Origin of the sequence: Candidatus Caldatribacterium sp. SIUC1 (assembly GCF_051549785.1) — a bacterium.
Taxonomy (GTDB): Bacteria; Atribacterota; Atribacteria; order Atribacterales; family Caldatribacteriaceae; genus Caldatribacterium.
The window spans coordinates 44,319-62,896 of record NZ_CP189974.1 but is presented as its reverse complement, the minus strand read 5'-3'; the positions used below and the strand labels follow the sequence as shown (position 1 = coordinate 62,896).

The window sequence follows — 18,578 nt, the reverse complement described above, 5'->3', positions numbered from 1 at the left end:
AGAACGATGCAAGTTGACCTCTCCGGGGACCTTACCCTCATCCGAAAGAAACTCGAGGAAATCGGAGGGTATCTTTGAGGAGGAAAGGGTTCCGGAAAAAATCAAGGCCATAGAGTTCGAGATGTCCCGGGGTGATTTCTGGGGCGACGGAGAGAAACAGAGCCGTCTCCTTGCGGAGTACCGGAAGTACCGGCAGGTGTTTGAGGAGTACCTGGAGCTCAAGAAACGCCTGGAGGATACGGAGGAGCTTGCGCACCTTGTCGCTCCCGAGGACCCGGAGTACCAGGAGCTCGTGCAGGAGGTTCGGAAGCTCTCCGAAGCCGTGGAGGACCTGGACATCCGGCTCCTGTTCCGTCGGGAAGAGGACCGGTGCAACGCCATTGTGACCATTCACTCGGGTGCGGGAGGAACGGAGTCCCAGGACTGGGTGGAGATGCTCTTCCGGATGTACCTCCGTTTCTGCGAACGCAAGGGTTTCGATGTCCGGGTAACCGATATCCTCGAAGGGGAAGAGGCGGGGCTGAAACACGTGACCTTCCTTGTTCAGGGAGAGTACGCGTACGGGTACCTCCGTTCCGAACACGGGGTGCACCGCCTGATCCGCATCTCTCCTTTTGATGCAAACCGGCGTCGTCACACGACTTTTGCCCTGGTGGACGTCATTCCAGAAATCGGCGAGGACGTCAAGGTGGAGATTAACCCCCAGGATCTCCGGATTGAGACCTTTAGAGCAAGCGGTCACGGTGGGCAGCACGTGAACGTCACCGATTCAGCTGTCCGCATCACCCACATCCCCACGGGTATTGTGGTCCAGTGTCAGAACGAGCGTTCCCAACACCAGAATAAAGCCGTCGCCATGAGGATTCTCCGGGCCCGTCTGTACGAATACTACCGTCAGGAGCAGATGAAGAAAATCCAGGAACTCAAGGGAGAACGGAAGGACATCGCCTGGGGGAACCAGATCCGGACCTATGTGTTCCATCCCTACACGCTCGTTAAGGACCACCGGACAGGGCACGAGACGGGGAACATTGAGCGGGTGATGGATGGGGAAATCGACGACTTCATCGAAGCGTTCCTCAAGAGGGAACGGAGCCTATGAAGGTGTATGCCCTTGTCGGACCAACGGGGACGGGGAAGAGTTACCGGGCTCCTCACCTGGCAAAGGAACACGGGATCGACTGCATTGTTGACGATGGGTTGCTCATCGCCTCAGGGAGGATCCTGGCGGGGAGGTCAGCAAAGGCTGAGCTCAGCAAAATCCGGGCGGCCAAGGTTGCCGTCTTTTACTTCCCGAACCACCGGGAGGAAGTCAAAAAGGCTCTTCAAGAACTTGCCCCGGAAAAGGTTCTGGTCCTTGGCATTTCCCTCCCCATGGTGGAGAAAATCTGCGAACGCCTTGAGCTTCCGAAACCTGAGGTCGTCTGGGATATTTTCCACCTTGCGCCCCTTGACGAGATTCAGATGGCTCTGGCAGCCCGGGAATCCCAGGGAAAGCACACCATTCCCGTGCCCCTTGTGGAGGTCAAGCGCAATCTCTGGAGCGCCATTACCGATGCCCTTCCCGTGGGCGTGTGGCGCTGGTTCTACACCTCCCGGGAGAAAACGGTAGTGCGTCCACCCTTCAGTTACCTTGGAAAGCTCGTCGTCAGTGAAGCTGCCCTGCGGACCCTTGTGTTCCTCTGCCTTGTGCACACTCCCTGGGTGCAGAAGATTACCGCCATCAATCTGCGCCGGACGGAACGGGGTCTTGAGGTGGAGCTTTCGTGTGTGCTCCAGAACGGTTCGTCGGTGGCCGAGGTCTGCCGTTTCCTGCAGCAGTACCTCCGGGAGCGAGTGGAGTACCTCACAGGGGTTGAGCTCCAGGCAGTACACGTGGATGTCGAGGGTGTGCTCTTTCCCTCCTGGCAGCCTTCTTGCTCTTGACATCCGGGGTGGCATCTGGTAGGAAATACGAAAACCTGTGAGGCGAAAGAGGTATGGCTCGCAAAACCATGGAGGAGCTCCTCAGAGAGCTCAGGGAGAAAGAAGCCGTTCTCCTTCTGGGTGGTGGGGAGAAGGCTGTTGAAAAGCAACATCAAAGTGGCAAGCTCACCGCTCGAGAGCGAATTGCCCTTTTGCTTGACGAGGGAAGCTTTGAGGAAATTGACCTTTTCGTGGAGCACCGGGCGGAGAAATTCGGCATGCCCGAGCGGAAGCTCCCCGCCGACGGGGTGGTCACGGGCTTTGGAACCATCGATGGCCGGGTGGTCTTTGTGTACTCCCAGGATTTCACCGTCATGGGTGGGTCCCTGGGGGAGATGCAGGCCAAGAAAATCTGCAAAATCATGGACATGGCTCTGAAAGTCGGTGCCCCCCTTGTGGGCATCAACGATTCGGGGGGTGCAAGGATTCAGGAGGGCATCGACTCCCTTTCAGGATACGGACAGATTTTCTTCCGCAATACCCAGGCGTCAGGCGTCATCCCGCAAATTGCCGTTATCGCCGGTCCCTGTGCGGGGGGTGCGGTGTACTCCCCAGCGCTCATGGATTTCATCTTCATGGTTGAGGGCATCAGCCGGATGTTCGTCACCGGTCCCCAGGTAGTGAAGGCAGCCACAGGAGAAGAGGTTTCAGCCGAGGAACTCGGGGGGGCCATGACCCACGCAACAAGAAGCGGTGTTGCGCATTTTACAGCCCGCACCGAGGAGGAATGTTTCCGGGAGGTCCGGAAACTCCTCTCCTTCCTCCCTTCAAACAACGCCGAAGACCCCCCTTTTGTGGAAACCGGTGACCCCCTGGAACGGCAGGAGGAGCGCCTGCTTGGGATTGTCCCCACCAACCCCAACAAGCCCTACGACGTGAAAGAGGTCATCCGCTGTATCGTGGACCAGGGGGAATTCTTCGAGGTTCACAAGAGCTTTGCCCGTAACATCGTCGTGGGGTTTGCCCGAATTGGAGGGCATGTGGTGGGGATTGTGGCGAATCAGCCGTATCATCTGGCGGGGTGTCTTGACATCGATTCGGCGGATAAGGCGTCGCGGTTCATTCGCTTCTGCGATTGCTTCAACATTCCTCTGGTGACGCTGGTTGATGTTCCGGGGTTTCTGCCTGGAACGAACCAGGAGTTTGGAGGAATTATCCGCCACGGGGCAAAGATGCTCTACGCGTATTCTGAGGCCACGGTTCCGAAAATCACGGTCATCCTCCGCAAGGCCTATGGAGGGGCATACCTTGCCATGTGCAGTCGGGACCTGGGGGCAGACGTGGTCTTCGCCTGGCCGACTGCCGAAATTGCCGTGATGGGCGCAGAAGGTGCGGTGGAAATTATCTTTCGCCGGGAGATTGAAGGCGCTCTGGACCCCGAAAGGGAACGGGAACGGCTGCTTGAAGCGTACCGTCAGGAGTTCTACAATCCCTATCAGGCTGCAAAACGGGGGTATGTCGACCAGGTCATCGACCCCCGCCTGACGCGCCTCAAAATCGGCCGGGCACTTGAGGTTTTCTGGTCGAAACGGGAGGAGAGGAAGGGGAAAAAGCATGGCAATTTCCCGGTGTGACCTTGGGGTGGGTGTGAAACCAGAGGTCGTTGCTGCCATTGTGGCTGCGCTCATGGAATTTCTGGAAACAGCTGAAGAGTCTCCACGTCAGAAGCCTTACGTTTTGCGGAAAAGCCATGCCTGGAAAGCACTGGCTCTGCAGGAAGGACGCCTGCGGATTCGTCTGGGGAGGTAAGGATCGTGCGGAAATTCCTCGTTCGGGTGAACGGTGAGGAGTACGAGGTCGAGGTTGTGGAGATCACCGGGGGTGAGAAGAAAGCCTTTAGCGTGAGTGACATTCGAAGGATTGGAGAATCAAAACCCGCTGAGGGCCTTCGGGTGACCACCACCGTTCGGGCGCCCATGCCGGGGCGGATTGTGGCCGTCAACGTGAAGAAGGGGGACGAGGTCCGGGCCGGACACGTTGCGGTGATTCTTGAAGCCATGAAGATGGAGAACGAGATTCCGGTGGAACACGATGGGGTGATCACGCAGGTCTACGTTGAGGAGAACGACACCGTGGACGTGGGCGATCCCCTCTTTGACGTCGAAGAGGTGCGTCTGTGATGCCGGGGAGGCGCCTTCTTGTCCTTCTGAGCATCGTCGTCCTTGTGGCGGCTTTCCCCTTTGCCCTTGAGCGCATAGCCCGGGAACGAGAGAACCGTAGCGTTCTCCTTGTGGTGGACTGGGATGACTTAGAGTGGTTTGCCCGCACGAAAGGTGTGGACCCCTTTGGGCTTGCCCGGGAACTGAGGCAACAAGGGTTTGCCGTCTTTGGGGTGAGCGAATGGTCCCTGAAAACCCTGAAAGCGCGGGGTTTGCTTGTTCCTGCTCCCGCACCCCCTGATGCTCCACCTTACCTTCAGTACTTCACCGTTGCTTCAGAAACGGTGCGAAAGACCTTGGTGGAGCGGCTGAGTACCCTGGGGAAACGGGTGGAGGTTTTTGGAGAAGTTCTCGGGGTGAGCCTGCTTCCTGAAGAGGAGGAAAAGGTGGGTCTTGGCTGGGACAGGGATCTCATCCGGCGCCTGAGGGAAGAAGGTTGTACCCTGGTCCTTCGACCGTACAACTATCTGAACGTTTCCCCTGAAGTGCTCTCCCGCCTCCTTGGGGACGACGTGTGGAAGAACGAGGGAGTGGTGGGGGTCATCGCTTCTGGTGATAGCATTCCGGGATACGGGAATCCTCAGTCACTCCGGAGGTTCGCTGACTTTCTCAGTAGCCGTGGGCTCTTTTTTGGGTACGTGGAATTCGTGGGGCAGAAGGGTGAGGACACCCTGGCGCGGCTTTTGCCCCAGTGGACGCTCCGGGTGCACAGCATTCCCCCCGATGAGCTCAAGAACTACACTCCCGGAACGGCCCGGGAACGGTTTCTTCGGGCCCTAAAGGAACGCTCAATTCGGGTACTGTACCTTCGTCTTTTCACCGAACCCTCTTTCACTGGCTGGGAACAGAATCTGGCGTACCTTCAGGCCCTTCGTGGGGATATCCAGACACAGGGGTTGGCCTTTGGTCTGCCCTCTCTCCCCCACAGAGCCTTCGCCCCCTCACAGGCGTTTCTTGTGCTCTCTGCCTTTGTGGTTTCGTTTTTTGCCCTTTTCCTCCTTGAGGCGCTGTTCTCCCGTCTCCCCCTCTGGCTGGGGTTTTTGGGAGGAACGCTCCTTTCAGGTGCGGTCTTTGCCAGTCCCCTCTGGGGGATGAAAATCATCGGCCTCTGTGCCGGAGTGACCGCACCGACGCTTTCGGTCATGCTCCTTGTGGAAGAGTTTTCTCAGGGGAGGAAATTTCGGGGTATCCTTGAGGCCTTTCTCGTGGCTTTCGCGGGTTCCCTTGTCATTGCCCAGGGACTGTACCACTGGCTTTTCGTCCAGCGCATTGAGCAGTACTTCGGTGTGAAGGTCATGCTCACACTTCCTGTGGTGCTTGTCTTCCTTTACCTTTTCCGTCGCCGCCTTCTTGGGGGAAGTCTTCAGGAAGTACTCCTTGGAGGTCTTCGGCGATTTGAACTCCTCATCGCTGTGGTGCTTGGAGTGGCCTTTGTGCTCTATCTCACCCGTTCGGGGAATTTCCCCCTTCTTGGAGCGGGAGAGTTAGAGAGTCGGATGCGGGCGTTCCTTGAGCGGGTGCTCTTTGCCCGTCCCCGGACCAAGGAGTTCCTCATCGGGTACCCGGCCCTGTGGCTTCTTGCGTGCCTCCGGGACCTCCGGCCGGTGTACCGGATGGTGCTCTGGCTCTCGGCAACCGTAGGGTTTGTGACCCTGGTGAATTCCTTCTGCCACCTCCACACGCCGCTTTTTTTCATCCTCCTCCGCTTCGTGAACGCCCTTTCCCTGAGTTTTCCGGTCTTTGGTGTGTACTATCTCGCCGTGCTCTTCGCGCTCTGGCTCTGGCGCACGGTGGGCCGATGGGGCGCATAACGCCTTCCCGGAGAATCCCCCTTGTGCTCTACGGGTACTATGGCTTCGGCAACTGGGGGGATGAGCTGAGCCTGCTTGCGACACTCAGGGCGCTTGAGGACATCAGGCAGGAACGCTCCCTTCCTTTCGCCTACCGGGTGATTGTGGGAAATCCATCCCTTGTGCCTCCGCTTCCCGGGGAGGTAATCCTGGTGGAGCGGCGGCGCCCTGATCGGGTGCTCTCGGCACTCTTTGAGAGCCTGGGAGTTGTCGTGGGTGGGGGGAGTCTCCTTCAGGATGCCACCAGTTTTCGCTCCCTCCTGTACTACACGGCCTTTCTGTCTCTGGCTCAGCGCGTAGGAAAGCCGGTGGTCTTTTTTGGTTGCGGCCTTGGTCCTTTTCGAAGGAAGCTCAGTGTGAAGCTTGTCAGGAAGCTCCTTCGCCGGGTGCGGCTGTTCCTTGCCCGGGATGAGGCCACCCTGGCGTTCCTTGAAGAACACCGCCTTTGTCCTGCTTCTCTGGGGGCCGATCCGGTTTTCCTCCTTGAACAGGAGGAAGCGAGAACGTCTTCGCCGCGTCTTGGGATTTTCCTGCGGCGGGAGGCCCTGGGGCGAAAGGAAGTACTCTGTGAAGGATTGCGGAGGCTCCAGAAGGAGGGGTGGGACCTTGAATTCGTGGCGTTCCACCGGGGGGAGGATCAAGAGGTCGCAGAGTCCTTTGCAGGACATCTCCGCGCCCCGGTATACGTCTTCTCCAGAGTTTCTGAGGTTCTCTCCTATTTTTCGGGACTTTCTGGAGTGGTGAGCATGCGCTTCCATCCCCTGGTGCTGGCCACCCAAAGCGGTGTTCCCTGGTGGGCCTTTGACCTTGACCCGAAGATCGTGGCCTTCAGCGCTCACTGGGAGGGGAAAAACCTCCTGTCCCTGGCGGCGCTTGAACCTGCCCTGCTTTGCACTGTCCTACAGGACGCTGCGGTACTTCGTGAAAAGACGCGCGTCTTGCAAGATGTGTTCCGAAAGCGAGCGCTTGCTGCAAAGGGAGAGCTTGCCCGCCTTCTGGAAAGCACCCTGGGGTGAGGTCTGTGCTGGCTGTTACACTTCTGGGGTATTCCTTTTTTGCCGGGGGACTTGAGGATTTGCGGAGTGTGGTTGAGGACGCTGTGGAGCAGGGCAGAAAGCTCCACATTGTGACGGTGAATCCAGAGATGCTGGTGCTCCGCGATCCTCGCTTCCTCGAGGTTCTTGCTTCAGCTGAGCTTCGTCTTCCCGATGGCATGGGGGTGGTGTGGGCTTCCCGCTTCTTGCGGTGCGGGGTTCTTCGGCGGCTTCCGGGAATAGACGTAGCGGAGGCCATCATGGCGTGGGGGAGCGAACGGGGCTGGGGGTTTTACTTCCTCGGTGCCCGGGAGGGTGTGGCGCAGCGGGCCGTCCAGGCCATGCAGCACCGCTATCCGGGTCTCAAGGTCTGCGGGTGTCACCACGGGTACTTCACCGACGATGCGGAGGTCGTCGAGGACATTAAGCGTGCCGCTCCGGAAGTGCTCTTTGTGGGCATGGGTGTGCCAAAACAAGAGCTCTGGATTGCCCGCTATCGGGAGGTGCTTCCGGCGAAGGTTTTCATGGGTGTTGGAGGGAGTTTCGATGTGTGGGCAGGGAGGCTTCCCCGTGCTCCCCTTCTTTTCCGTTCCCTCGGCCTTGAGTGGCTGTGGCGACTGTTCCTTGAACCCCGGAGGATCCGGCGTGTGGTTCCGGCTTTCCTTCGCTTTGGCCTCTGGCTTCTCAGGGAGAAATGGTGGGGGTGGTATAATACGGGGTGAGAGAGGAGAACCATGGCGTTTTTGGAGTTCCGCGGAGTCTCAAAGGTGTATCCCCCCGGGATCCGGGCCCTGGAAAAGGTGACCTTTACCGTGGAGAGGGGGGAGTTCCTTTTCCTCCAGGGACCGACTGGAGCCGGGAAAACGACGCTCTTCCGGCTCATTACTCAAGAAGAGCGACCCACCGAGGGGGAAATATGGTTTTCCGGACGCCGGATTGACACCCTGGATCCCCGCTTTGTCCCCTTTCTCCGGCAGCACCTGGGTGTGGTCTTTCAGGACCTGGAGATTGTCCCGGATTGGACGGTGTACGAGCACCTTGTAGCACCTCTTGTGGTCCTTGGAGTTAACGGGAAGGAGGCCAGAAAGGTCGCCTGGGATGTACTGCGTCTTCTTGGTCTTGAGAAGAAAAGCACATTCAGGGCTCGATGGCTCTCAGGGGGAGAGAAGCAGAAACTCTGCGTTGGGCGTGCCTTAGTTCATCGACCAAAGCTTGTTCTTGCCGATGAACCAACGGGAAATCTCGACGCTGCCTCAGCGCTTGAGGTTCTGAATCTCCTCTGGAACCTTTCCCGGAATGATCGCGTGACGGTCATCGTGGCCACCCACAACGAAGCTCTCCTTGAGCGCTTCCCGGCGCGGGCGATTTTGCTTGAGCGGGGACGAATCCGGGGGGAGAGATGCTGAACATGGGGCGTGTTTCCCGCTATATGTTTCGCCGTCCCGGCCTTTTCGTTCTCGGTGTTCTGAGCGTCCTTTTTGCCGGTGTTCTGGTGAATGCCACGGTTTTTGGGTACCTCGAGGCGGTGAGGTTGCGGGAACACTGGCGTGAGCATTTCACGATTCGGGCCATTTTCCGTGAGGATGTGAGCAGGGAGTCTGTGGAACGGGTTCGGGAGGAAATTGCCCGGCATCCTCTGGTGGGGCGGGTAGTTCTGGTCTCTCCCGAAGAGGCGAGGGCCCGTTTTCTCGAGCGTCTTGGGCTTTCCGAGGGAGAGGTTGCAGGCATTTCCTTCCCCGCCTCTCTTGAGGTCGTTCCCCGGCACATCGAGGATCTCCCCGACATCGCTGCTATTCTCCGTACGGAAGAGGCCTTCGCCGAGGTATTCTGCGGAGGAAAAGAGGTCGAGGGATTCCTCCGCCTTTTCCGGCTTTTGCTTAAAGCCCTGGGCGGGTTTTTCCTTGGAGTTTTAGGGTTTGGGGTTTTTGCCATCGTGGTGACCACAGCCCTGGTGGTGCAGCTTCGGGGGAGGGAAGTCGAGGTGCTGTCCCTTGTGGGAGCACCTCCGGCTTTTTCCCTGGCGCCTTTTCTCCTTGAAGGGCTTTTCGGGGGGCTTCTGGGTGGTGCGGGGGCGTACCTTTTGAGCCTTGCCTTCTTTGTGCCTTTCTTTCGCCTTGTGGGTGAGGCCTTTCCCGGGTTTTTGTGGGTGAACGTGGAGGAGCTCGCCATGGTTTTCCTCCCCTTAGACCTTGGTGTGGGGTGTGGGATGGGCGTTCTGGGGGTGCTTTTGGGACACTGGAGGGCCCGGAGGAGAAGACCGTGAGGTGCGCTGTGCTTATCCTCCTTGTCGTGCTCTTTGTGTGTTCGCCCTGGGCTCTGGGGAGCCCGGATTCCCTCGAGGATGAAATTGCCCTGCAGACGAAAAAACTCGAGGAACTTCGGAAGGAACAGGCACGCCTTGAGGGTGAACTCAAGAAGGTGCTCTCAAGCGCGAAGGACCTCTCCGGTGAACTTGCCAAGCTCGAAAAGCAGATTGCCACCGCCGAAGCGGATATCGCAAGATCCCGGGAACGGATTCTTACTCTGGAGAAGCAGAGGAAGCAGCTTGAGCAAGAAGTGGAGAGCCTGCAGCGGGGTATTCTCCAGGAAAAGAGCAGCCAGGAGGCGATTGCCAGAGGAGCTTACCGGGTGGGCACCGGTGAGGTGGTGCTGCAGAGCCTTGTCGGCGGGATTTCTCCGGGCGAGTGGGAGGCCAATACTTACTGGGTTGCCCAGTGCCTCAGGGCAAAAAGCAGCGCCATCGAGGAAGCCTCAAGAAGACAGGAAGAACTTGCGAGGAAACTCGAGGAGATCAAGCAGCGCATCCGCCTCGAGGTGGTGCTGAAAGAGCGGCTGGTCCTTGAGAATCGACGCCTTGCCGAGCTCAGGAAAGCTCGGGAGGAGATTCTTCGGCGTCTGGAGACCGATCGGGCCCGTCTTGAGAAAAACCGCAAAGATCTCATCCAGGCGCGAGAGAACCTTGAGGCCACCCTGGCTAGACTCCGGGAGGAACTGGCGAGAAAGAAAACGCCCTCTCCTCCTCAGGCTCCAGTGAAACGTGGACGGCTCTTCTGGCCTGTGTCAGGAGGAACGATCTTCCGCCGATTTGGCGAGTGGAAAGACGCCCGCTACGGCATCACCTTCTACAACCCTGGAGTCGACATCGCCTGTCCGGTGGGAACCCCGGTGTACGCCGCAGCTGACGGCGTGGTGCTTCTCGCGAGCACCATTAGGGGGTACGGGAAGACCGTCATTATCGATCATGGCAACGACCTGGTCACCGTGTACGCCCATCTTGGAGAGATTCAAGTGCGGGCTGGTGATACAGTCAGGGGAGGGCAGGTCATTGCGTTGAGCGGGGACTCTGGCCTTGTGGAACGACCAGTGGTACACTTTGAGGTGCGGGTGGGTACAAGCGCCCGTGAGGAGGACCCCCTCCTCTGGCTTCAGTGAATTCGAGGTGAAGAGCGCATGGGGCAGAGAAGACTCTGGTTACGGGTATTTCTGGGGATTCTTGTAGGGTTTGGGGTACTCCTTTTCTTCCTTGAGCGGGAATTCCTGGCCTTTGGCCTTGGGAAAGAAAAGGGTTTTGAGAACTGGGAACCGCTTTTTGAGACCATCTCCCTCATCCGGGAGAAGTTCTACTCAGAAGATCCTTTGGACGAGGGGAAACTCCTTGAAGAGGCTATCCGGGGAGTGCTTCGAGCCCTTCCGGACCCTTACGCTCGTTACCTCGACCCCGAGGACTACAGGATTGAAACCAGCGATACCCTGGAAGGGGCTTTTTCGGGAATCGGGATTGTTATCGCCATACGGGATGAAAAGCTCACCGTTGTCTCCCCCATTGCAGGTTCTCCTGCAGAGAAAGCAGGGGTGAAGGCAGGAGATGTGATTCTGGCAATTGACGGGGAGTCGACCCTTGGTATGTCTCTGGACCAGGCGGTGAAGAAAATGCGAGGGCCAGAGGGAACCAGGGTCGTGCTCACCTTGAGGCGAGAAGGGGTTTCGGAGGACATCACCGTGGAGGTTGTTCGAAGCATCATTAAAATCCAGAGTGTGAGTGCCGAGGTGCTCCCCGAGGGTATCGGCCTTATACGAATTTCCGAGTTCCACGGGCGAACGGCCGATGAGGTCCAGAAAGCCCTCACTGATCTTGCCGCACAGGGGGTTACGGGGTTCATTCTTGACCTTCGCAACAACCCCGGGGGATTGCTTTCGGCAGCGCTTGTCACCGCAGGGTTCTTCGTGCCCTATGGGGAGAAACTCCTCCTTGTGGAGGACCGGAATGGCAAGCGCGAGACCATCACAAACTTCATACACCCCCTGGTCTCGGCTCCTGTAGTGGTCCTGGTGAATCGGGGGACGGCGAGTGGCGCGGAAATCCTCGCAGGGATTCTCCGTCTTGCGGCCCACGCCCTCCTTGTGGGAGAGAAGACCTTCGGCAAAGGTGTCATTCAGGAGATTTCCCCCCTGTCGCATGGAGGAGGCGTCATCTTCACGGTTTCTAAGTACTACCTTGCCGATGGAACGGACATCAATGGTCAGGGGCTCGTTCCCGATGTCCTGGCAAGCGGTGAAGACGAGCAGCTGAAGCGGGGTATCCAGGAACTCAAAAAACTCCTCAAGGACCATGCCCTGGCCTCGTAGGTTCCTTTTCTTCCTCCTTTTTGGGCTTTTGGCCTGGGGAGTGGTGCTCTTTGCCCTGGGACTTGAAACACGACTTTTTGAAGAGGGCCAGGCTGCCCTTTCCCGGGCGCTCTTCCGGGGGGTGGGAAGGGAACTTGCCCTGCTTGTGCTCCACGAGGTTAGAAAGAACAGCCTCTCCTTTCAGGTTCTCCGTTATCCTCTTCCCGAAAGACCTTCCTTTGAGGTCGAGGTGGTGCTTGGGAACGCTTGGCAGAGAGAGCGTCTCCTCAGGCGTCTTGAGGCCCTCCTTGCTCCTCTGGAGCCCTTCGGTCTTTGGGGGAAAAGGGTGGGGGATGACGATTACTGTCTTTTCTGGGGGGAGGAGGAGTGGTTCCACTTCCACCTTCGCCTCAGGCGGGTTTTCCGGATCGCCATCGTCATTGACGACATCGGGTACGATGTGCCTATAGCGGAGAAGTTTTTCTCCCTTCCGGTCAAACTCAACGTGGCGGTATTCCCTCACCTTCCGCACGGCCCGCATCTTGCCCGACGGGCTGAAGAAAGCGGGAAAGAAGTGCTCATCCACTTCCCGATGGAGGCGATGGATCCCGGGGAGAACTCGAGAGAGCGATTTTTGCTTCGAAGTGGCACCCCTAAGGAAGAGGTGGTGCGGATGCTTGAAGAGGCTTTCCGACGCATCCCCCAGGCAAAGGGCCTCAACAACCACAAGGGTTCCAGGGCCACGCAGGACGAGCGCCTGATGGCGCTCTGCGCCCTGGTCCTCCGGGGGAAAAACGCCTATTTTCTGGACAGTCTCACCACACCGCGTTCTGTGGCCTTTCGGGTGATGAAGAATATGGGTGTTCGGGCGCTTCGCCGAGATGTTTTCCTTGACGGAGAGACCACCATCGAGTACGTTCTGAAGCAACTCGAAGCCACTCTGGCCGTGGCGAGGAAGCAGGGCTTTGCCGTGGCCATCGGGCACCCGAAAGAGGTCACCTATGAGGCACTGAAGTGCTTTCTGGAAAGGCCGCATCCAGAGTACGAATTCGTCTTTCTCTCTGAAATGCTTGAAAGTGGAGGGTGATGCTTGTGGAATTTGTGGACAACCGGAGGTGTTTCTTCTGTGGGGAACGAAATCCCCACGGGTTTTCGCTTCGCTTTCGGGAAGAAAATGGGTGGACGGTGGCAGAAACCGTTGTCCCCTGGTACCTGCAGGGTTTTGCCGGGGTGGTCCACGGGGGGATTGTGGCGTCACTCCTTGACGAGGTGATGTCCCACAGCGTGAAACGTGCAGGGATTTCTGCCGTCACCGGGACGCTCAGGGTGAAGTACCTCAGGCCCTGCCCAACAGAGAAAATCCTGATGCTTCGGGGGCGGGTTCGGAGGCAAAAGGGAAGGATTGTTGCGGCCTTTGGGGAAATCCTCTATGATGGAGAGAGGGTTGCGGAGGCTGAGGGTATCTTTGTTGTCCCGAAGGATAAGGGGAGTGAGAGGCCGTGAGTGAGACCGTTCGGGTTCGCTTTGCGCCAAGCCCCACAGGGTTTCTGCACCTTGGGGGAGCACGCACAGCACTCTTCAACTGGGCTTTTGCCCGAAAGTACGGGGGGGTATTTGTCCTCCGGATTGAGGATACCGATCTTTCGCGCTCGACTGAGGAATCCGTTCGGGTTATCCTTGAGAGCCTCAGGTGGCTTGGGCTTTTGTGGGACGAGGGGCCAGAGGTTGGTGGCCCCTACGGGCCGTATTTCCAGAGCCAGCGGCTGCACCTTTACCGGGAGTACGCCGAAAAGCTCCTTCAGAAAGGTCTAGCCTACGAGTGTTTCTGTACTCCCGAAGAACTAAAGGAACGAAAAGAACGGGTCATCGCCCAGGGGGGAAGCTGGCGGTATGACCGGCGCTGTCTCCACTTAAGCGCAAGAGAAAGGGAGGCTTTTCGTCGGGAAGGGCGAAAGCCCGTGCTGCGCTTCCGGATTCCCGAGGGGACGACGACCTTTGTGGACATGCTTCGGGGGGATGTGACCTTCGACAACGGTGAGCTTGACGATTTCGTCATCCTGAAGTCCGACGGCATGCCGACGTACAACTTCGCCTGTGTGGTGGACGATGCGCTCATGCGCATCACCCACGTCATCCGAGGCGATGACCACATCTCCAATACCCCTCGCCAGGTTCTGCTATATGAGGCTTTTGGATTTCCCTGCCCGCAGTTTGCCCATATCCCCATGATCCTCGGAAAGGACAGGACCCGCCTGAGCAAGCGCCACGGTTCACCCTCGGTGACCTACTACCGGGATATGGGGTACCTCCCTGAAGCCATGGTGAACTACCTTGCCCGGTTGAGCTGGGCAACGGGGGAAGAGGAGAAGGAGATTTTTACCCGGGAGGAAATCATCGAGCGGTTCTCCCTTGAGCAGGTCACCAAGCACGCTGCAGTCTTTGACCTTGATAAGCTCAACTGGATGAACGGGGTCTATCTCAGGGCAGCTAATCCTGAGAGGCTTGCGGGAATCCTCATCGACATCCTCAAACGTCAGGGGAAGGTTACGGGAGAAGACCTCACGCCGGAGTTTTCCGCCTACTGCAGAAGGGTTATGGCCCTCATGCGGGATCGCATCCGGTACGTGGCGCAGGTGCTCGAAGAGGCGGAGTACTTCTTCACCGAGCACTACGAGTACGATCCTCAGGCGGTGGAGAGCGTGCTCTTTGAGGAGAAGGTGCCCGAGATTCTCGGGACTTCTTATGAGCTTCTGAAGGACCTTGAGCCCTTTGACGCGGCAACCATCGAAAAGGCTATACGGAGTGAGGCGGAGCGGCGAGGCCTCAAAGCGGCGCAGTTCATCCATCCCCTTCGGGTGGCGGTATCGGGGAAAAAGGTCGGTCCGGGGCTCTTCGAGCTCCTCGAGGTTCTGGGGAAGGAGCGGGTCCTTGCCCGCATTGCAAGGACCCTGAGGTTTTTGGAGAGAGGTTGAGGGTTATCTTGTCCTTTCCAGCTTCTGGTAGGCGGCTCGGACCTTGGCTTCGGCCTCTGCATCGTCCAGGGGAATGCCGAGCCGCTCACAGCACCTTCTTAGGTACTGAATGGCCTCTCTGAGCTTTTCAAGGCCTCGCTTTTCGGGGAAGGCGTCCTCCACAAAGAGCACTGCCTCTTCCGCAAGGTCCAGAATTTTCCGGTACCGGTCAAGCGTCAGGCGATCCACATGCCACCGGGAGAAAACGTAGCTTCCCAGCCCAAGCAGAAAGAGTGAAGCCGCTGAGAGCAGGAAGTCCTGGAAGTTCACTGTTCTCCCTCCTTTCGGAAGAGGTTGTAGAAGTACCGGACATTGTCCACCCAGAACCGGTTGAGCCCTTTTGGGTCGTTCTCCGCCCCAACCGGTGCCCATCGCTTCCCCAGGAAAGCGATGAAGTCCTTTTCCCCGCTTCCTCTAAAGCGCTCGAAGTTCTTCTTCACCGTGGCGCACGCCCACTCGCACTGAGTTTTGAGGTCTGTATCTTTTGCCGCCACTATCCCGAACTCAAAGCCTTTGCGCCCCCGCTCGGCCTCCCGGATGGCCAAAAGCAGGGCGTAAGGATTCACGGGGTAGGACTCGTCTTGTGGGAAGGAGCGCCTGGCCACCTCGAGGATCACCGGGAGCTCCTCGGGGAAGGAGAAAGAGAAGAGGACCGTTTCGGGGTTCAGTCCCTGGTCTTTCAGAAACCGCGTGAGAGAAGGAGAGGACTGGACATAGGCGGTAAGGAGTGTCAGGGCATCGTCAAGAAAAGCCCGGGCAAGCTCAACCACATGCTGCACGTCTTTGAGTGTTGGTTCCCGATGCATGGACAACCTCCTTTCCTTACATGTCTTCCTATTCTTTAAAGGAAATGGGTGACAGGGCTATAATAGGAAAAAGCGTCGGGGGGATACCGGTGGCACAAAGGCTTTTCCTCTGTGCGGATATTGGCACATCGTCCCTGAAAGTCTGCGTGTTTGACCAAAGTGGGAACATCCTCTTTTCGACAAAAAGGGCATACCCCACTGCTTCTCCTGCCCCAGGATACGCAGAGCAGGACCCGGGGGAAATTTTCGGTGCCCTTACCGAGGCGGTGAAGGAGGCGGTTTCGTCCTTTCCCGGAAGCTCTTTCGAAGCGCTGAGCTTTGACACCATGCTCCACAGCCTCCTTCCTGTGGATGGCAATTTCACTCCCCTTGCCCCTCTCTGGAACTGGATGGACACCCGCTCTTTCCAGGAAGTTGAGGGATTCCGGGAGTCCTATGAAAAGGAACGCCTCTATGAACTGACGGCTGCACCGCTCCACACTATCTACCATCCTCCTCGGATTCTCTGGCTCAGGAAGCACCACGGGGACCTCTGGAAGAGGGTTTCGAAAATCCTGAGCATCAAGGACTGGGTGCTCTTTCAGCTCACGGGGGAGCTTTGCTGCGATTACTCCACGGCTTCAGGGACGGGACTTCTTGAGGTGCAGAGGAAGGCGTGGAGCAGGAAGATGTGCGACCTGCTTGCGATTTCCCCGGAACTCCTTCCCCCCCTTGTGGAGCCGGATTTCGCGGCGCCACTTGTGAGCCGGGACTTCGCCGCTTCCACCGGTTTACCCCTGGGGATGCCTGTTGTGTGGGGTGGTGGGGACGGTCCTTTTGCCAATCTCGGAGAGGGGTGTTTTCGAGAAGGCGAAATGGTCGTGAGCGTCGGGTCTTCAGGGGCCGTTCGCATGTGTGCCCTCCGGCCAGTCATCGACCCTGGAAAACGGGCCTGGTGTTACTACCTTGCCTCCGATATCTGGGTTGGGGGAGGGGCCATCAACAACGGAGGCATCGTCTTCTCGTGGATGCGGGACCTCTTGAAAGAGGGCGAGGTCGCTCTCGACCTTTCCCGGCGACGTCCGCTCTTTTTGCCCTTTTTGACCGGAGAACGGAGCCCTTACTGGGACCCCTATGCCCGGGGGATTCTCTTCGGGCTCTCTTTCTTCCATACCCCGGAGGCTCTTCTCCAGGCGGCCTATGAGAGCGTGGCTTTTTCGATTCGCGCCGTTTTTGACATGCTCCGGGAGGTCATGGGGGAGCCCAGGAAGGTGGTGATTGGCGGAGGGTTTGCCCTTTCAGAGAACGGGAGGAGGGTGCTCTGTGACGTTCTGGGTGTCCCGGTGGCGGTGAGCAGTTATCCCTCTTCCTCCGCCAAGGGGGCATTCCTCATCGCCCTGAAGGCCCTGGGGTATGTCCGGTCCTTCGAGGAATTCCCCGAGGAGTTCTTTCCCACCGAAGGCCAGGTCACCCCTGACGCAAATGCCCACGCTTTGTACGAGGAGCTTTTCCGCCTCTTCAGGCGGCTCTACGAGGTGAACGCACCGCTTTTTCGGGAGTTCGCAAAGCTTGGCCTTGCCTGAGGGACGCTCGTCCCTCAGGCGTTTTTTCGGGCAAACTCCTGCATGAAGTCCACGAGTGCCTGCACCGCCTCCACGGTGACGGCATTGTAGAGGGAGGCCCGGCATCCTCCTACAGAGCGGTGTCCTTTAAGCCCCACAAGGCGTGCTTTTTCTGCTTCTTTCACGAATTTGTCCTCTAATTCTGGGCTGGGGAGACGAAAGACCACGTTCATCATGGACCGGTCTTCGGGTGCCACAGGGCAGGTGTAGAAGTTCTGGCTGTCGAGGTAGTCGTAGAGGATTTTCGCCTTCTTTCGGTTGATGGCCTCCATTGTTTCCAGACCTCCAACCGTTTCCTCAAGCCATTCAAGGACGAGGTCAACCACATAGATGGCAAAGCAGGGCGGGGTGTTGTAGAGGGAGTTCGATTCAACGAACGTGGAGTACCGGAGCATGGTGGGGAGATTTTTGGGGGTGCGTTCCAGCATGTCCTCCCGGATAATGACCACGGTGACCCCTGCAGGACCCAGGTTTTTCTGCGCCCCGGCATAGATGAGCCCAAAGGGCGAGGGGTCAAAGACCCGGCTTAAGATATCCGAAGACATGTCGCTCACCAGGGGGACATTCCCCACCCCGGGAAAGTGGTGCCACTGGGTGCCCTCAATGGTGTTGTTTGAGGTGAGGTGGAGATAGGCGAGGTTGTCATCGACGGTGAAGTTCTTGGGGATATGCGTGTAGTTTTGCGCTTTGGAGGACGCCACCACCTGCACGTCTTTCCCCAGAATCTGGGCTTCCTTGAGAGCCTTGGAGGCCCAGTATCCGGTGTCCACGTACCCTACGGGTTTCCCCTCAAGCGCCAGGTTCATCGGAACCATGGCGAACTGGAGGCTTGCTCCGCCCTGGAGGAAAACCACATGGAAACGGTTGTCGAGTTTCAGGAGCCTTTTGAGCCTTGCTGCAGCATCGTCGAGGACCTCTTCAAAGGTCCTTGAGCGATGGCTAACCTCAAGGATGGACATCCCTGTGCCACGGAAGTTGAGCATTTCGTCACGGATTCGCTCAAGTACTGGCAGGGGCAAGGCCGCTGGACCAGGGTTAAAAGTATGCACCCGCTCTTCCATTTCCCTTCCTCCCTCGTTCTGGCTTTTCCCGGATATTCTACCATTTCCCGGGAGGGGGTGTCCGCCTTTTCAGCTGCGCTTAGTGAAGCTAAGGCAGAAGCCTAAAAAGAACCACTGCTTTCCGGGCTCCCGGAAAGCAGTGGTTGGGGAGCTCACGCGCTGAACTGGTGTACGGTGCTCTGCGGTTTTTCGGTTTATGCAGCAAGCGACTCACTGACAAGGGCGATTTCCTCCGGGGAGGCGCTCTGTTCCTCGGTAGATGCGGAGATTTATTAGGCGATGTGTGCAGTCTTGCGGTGTCCGGGTTCGTCTCGCTCTCCTTTCCGAATCTCGGGATTGAGTCTTTTTTCTCTGCCAGCAGCAGGAGGTGTTCCGGGTTCTTCTCATCTTGCGCGGGTAGCGGGGAAGGTCGAAAGCTCAAGACGTGTTCTGACAATCTTTTGAAGTCTACGTGGCTTTTTGTACGTAGGAATCCCGAAGGGTGCG

The 18,578-nt window shown here is 57.9% G+C and carries 19 protein-coding genes; 16 read left to right on the top strand and 3 right to left on the bottom strand.

Annotated elements, in window-relative coordinates; all coding sequences use genetic code 11:
* Positions 1–6: 6 nt before the first annotated feature.
* The 15 genes from prfB to gltX all read left to right on the top strand — a co-directional run bounded on the left by prfB (position 7) and on the right by gltX (position 14,585).
* Positions 7–1,102 (top strand): peptide chain release factor 2 gene (gene prfB / locus ACP6EK_RS00335; protein ID WP_438316287.1). Its coding sequence is split into 2 segments (ribosomal slippage): positions 7–75 and positions 77–1,102, totalling 1,095 coding nucleotides; the frame shifts between segments, so codons are not numbered across the junction.
* Complete coding sequence (locus ACP6EK_RS00330) at positions 1,099–1,926, top strand: Asp23/Gls24 family envelope stress response protein (RefSeq protein WP_438316284.1); 828 nt, start codon at positions 1,099–1,101, stop codon at positions 1,924–1,926. The genes prfB and ACP6EK_RS00330 overlap by 4 nt, the downstream gene beginning before the upstream one ends.
* 53 nt (positions 1,927–1,979) lie before the next feature.
* Entirely contained in the window at positions 1,980–3,539 is a 1,560-nt protein-coding gene (locus tag ACP6EK_RS00325; protein ID WP_438316281.1) for an acyl-CoA carboxylase subunit beta, read from the top strand.
* Positions 3,520–3,714 (top strand): hypothetical protein, encoded by a 195-nt coding sequence (locus tag ACP6EK_RS00320; RefSeq protein WP_438316278.1) that lies wholly within the window; start codon positions 3,520–3,522, stop codon positions 3,712–3,714. Before ACP6EK_RS00325 ends, ACP6EK_RS00320 begins: the two co-directional genes overlap by 20 nt.
* A 5-nt stretch (positions 3,715–3,719) precedes the next feature.
* Positions 3,720–4,085 carry a biotin/lipoyl-containing protein gene (locus ACP6EK_RS00315; protein ID WP_438316275.1) on the top strand — a complete coding sequence of 122 codons (366 nt, stop codon included), beginning with the start codon at positions 3,720–3,722 and terminating at the stop codon, positions 4,083–4,085.
* Positions 4,085–5,935, top strand: a complete 1,851-nt coding sequence (locus tag ACP6EK_RS00310) for a DUF5693 family protein (protein WP_438318772.1) — start codon at positions 4,085–4,087, stop codon at positions 5,933–5,935. Before ACP6EK_RS00315 ends, ACP6EK_RS00310 begins: the two co-directional genes overlap by 1 nt.
* A complete protein-coding gene (gene csaB, locus ACP6EK_RS00305; RefSeq protein WP_438316272.1) occupies positions 5,923–6,990 on the top strand; it encodes a polysaccharide pyruvyl transferase CsaB in 1,068 nt (355 codons plus the stop codon). The genes ACP6EK_RS00310 and csaB overlap by 13 nt, the downstream gene beginning before the upstream one ends.
* A 5-nt stretch (positions 6,991–6,995) precedes the next feature.
* The gene (locus tag ACP6EK_RS00300; protein ID WP_438316269.1) at positions 6,996–7,730 is read left to right on the top strand and encodes a WecB/TagA/CpsF family glycosyltransferase; all 735 of its coding nucleotides are present in this window, start codon (positions 6,996–6,998) and stop codon (positions 7,728–7,730) included.
* A gap of 12 nt (positions 7,731–7,742) precedes the next feature.
* Positions 7,743–8,414 (top strand): cell division ATP-binding protein FtsE, encoded by a 672-nt coding sequence (locus tag ACP6EK_RS00295; RefSeq protein ID WP_438316267.1) that lies wholly within the window; start codon positions 7,743–7,745, stop codon positions 8,412–8,414.
* Between the two features lie 2 nt (positions 8,415–8,416).
* Complete coding sequence (locus tag ACP6EK_RS00290; protein WP_438316264.1) at positions 8,417–9,271, top strand: cell division protein FtsX; 855 nt, start codon at positions 8,417–8,419, stop codon at positions 9,269–9,271.
* On the top strand, positions 9,268–10,440 hold the full coding sequence (locus tag ACP6EK_RS00285; protein WP_438316261.1) for a murein hydrolase activator EnvC family protein: 1,173 nt from the start codon (positions 9,268–9,270) through the stop codon (positions 10,438–10,440). The genes ACP6EK_RS00290 and ACP6EK_RS00285 overlap by 4 nt, the downstream gene beginning before the upstream one ends.
* An 18-nt stretch (positions 10,441–10,458) precedes the next feature.
* The gene (locus ACP6EK_RS00280) at positions 10,459–11,634 is read left to right on the top strand and encodes a S41 family peptidase (protein WP_438316259.1); all 1,176 of its coding nucleotides are present in this window, start codon (positions 10,459–10,461) and stop codon (positions 11,632–11,634) included.
* Entirely contained in the window at positions 11,618–12,700 is a 1,083-nt protein-coding gene (locus ACP6EK_RS00275) for a divergent polysaccharide deacetylase family protein (protein ID WP_438316257.1), read from the top strand. The genes ACP6EK_RS00280 and ACP6EK_RS00275 overlap by 17 nt, the downstream gene beginning before the upstream one ends.
* Positions 12,700–13,116: a PaaI family thioesterase gene (locus ACP6EK_RS00270; RefSeq protein ID WP_438318769.1), complete on the top strand. Its 417-nt coding sequence runs from the start codon at positions 12,700–12,702 to the stop codon at positions 13,114–13,116. The genes ACP6EK_RS00275 and ACP6EK_RS00270 overlap by 1 nt, the downstream gene beginning before the upstream one ends.
* A complete protein-coding gene (gene gltX / locus ACP6EK_RS00265) occupies positions 13,113–14,585 on the top strand; it encodes a glutamate--tRNA ligase (RefSeq protein WP_438316255.1) in 1,473 nt (490 codons plus the stop codon). The genes ACP6EK_RS00270 and gltX overlap by 4 nt, the downstream gene beginning before the upstream one ends.
* Positions 14,586–14,588: 3 nt before the next feature.
* Here the strand turns inward: gltX and ACP6EK_RS00260 are convergent, their stop codons facing one another.
* Together ACP6EK_RS00260 and ACP6EK_RS00255 are read right to left on the bottom strand one after the other, a co-directional pair.
* Entirely contained in the window at positions 14,589–14,894 is a 306-nt protein-coding gene (locus ACP6EK_RS00260; RefSeq protein WP_438316253.1) for a phage holin, LLH family, read from the bottom strand.
* Positions 14,891–15,430, bottom strand: a complete 540-nt coding sequence (locus tag ACP6EK_RS00255; protein ID WP_438316251.1) for a hypothetical protein — start codon at positions 15,428–15,430, stop codon at positions 14,891–14,893. Before ACP6EK_RS00255 ends, ACP6EK_RS00260 begins: the two co-directional genes overlap by 4 nt.
* Positions 15,431–15,519: 89 nt before the next feature.
* Here ACP6EK_RS00255 and ACP6EK_RS00250 point away from each other — a divergent pair, with 89 nt between their 5' ends.
* The gene (locus ACP6EK_RS00250) at positions 15,520–16,992 is read left to right on the top strand and encodes a gluconokinase (protein WP_438316248.1); all 1,473 of its coding nucleotides are present in this window, start codon (positions 15,520–15,522) and stop codon (positions 16,990–16,992) included.
* A gap of 14 nt (positions 16,993–17,006) precedes the next feature.
* Here the strand turns inward: ACP6EK_RS00250 and serC are convergent, their stop codons facing one another.
* Complete coding sequence (gene serC, locus ACP6EK_RS00245; protein ID WP_438316245.1) at positions 17,007–18,092, bottom strand: 3-phosphoserine/phosphohydroxythreonine transaminase; 1,086 nt, start codon at positions 18,090–18,092, stop codon at positions 17,007–17,009.
* Positions 18,093–18,578 lie beyond the last annotated feature (486 nt).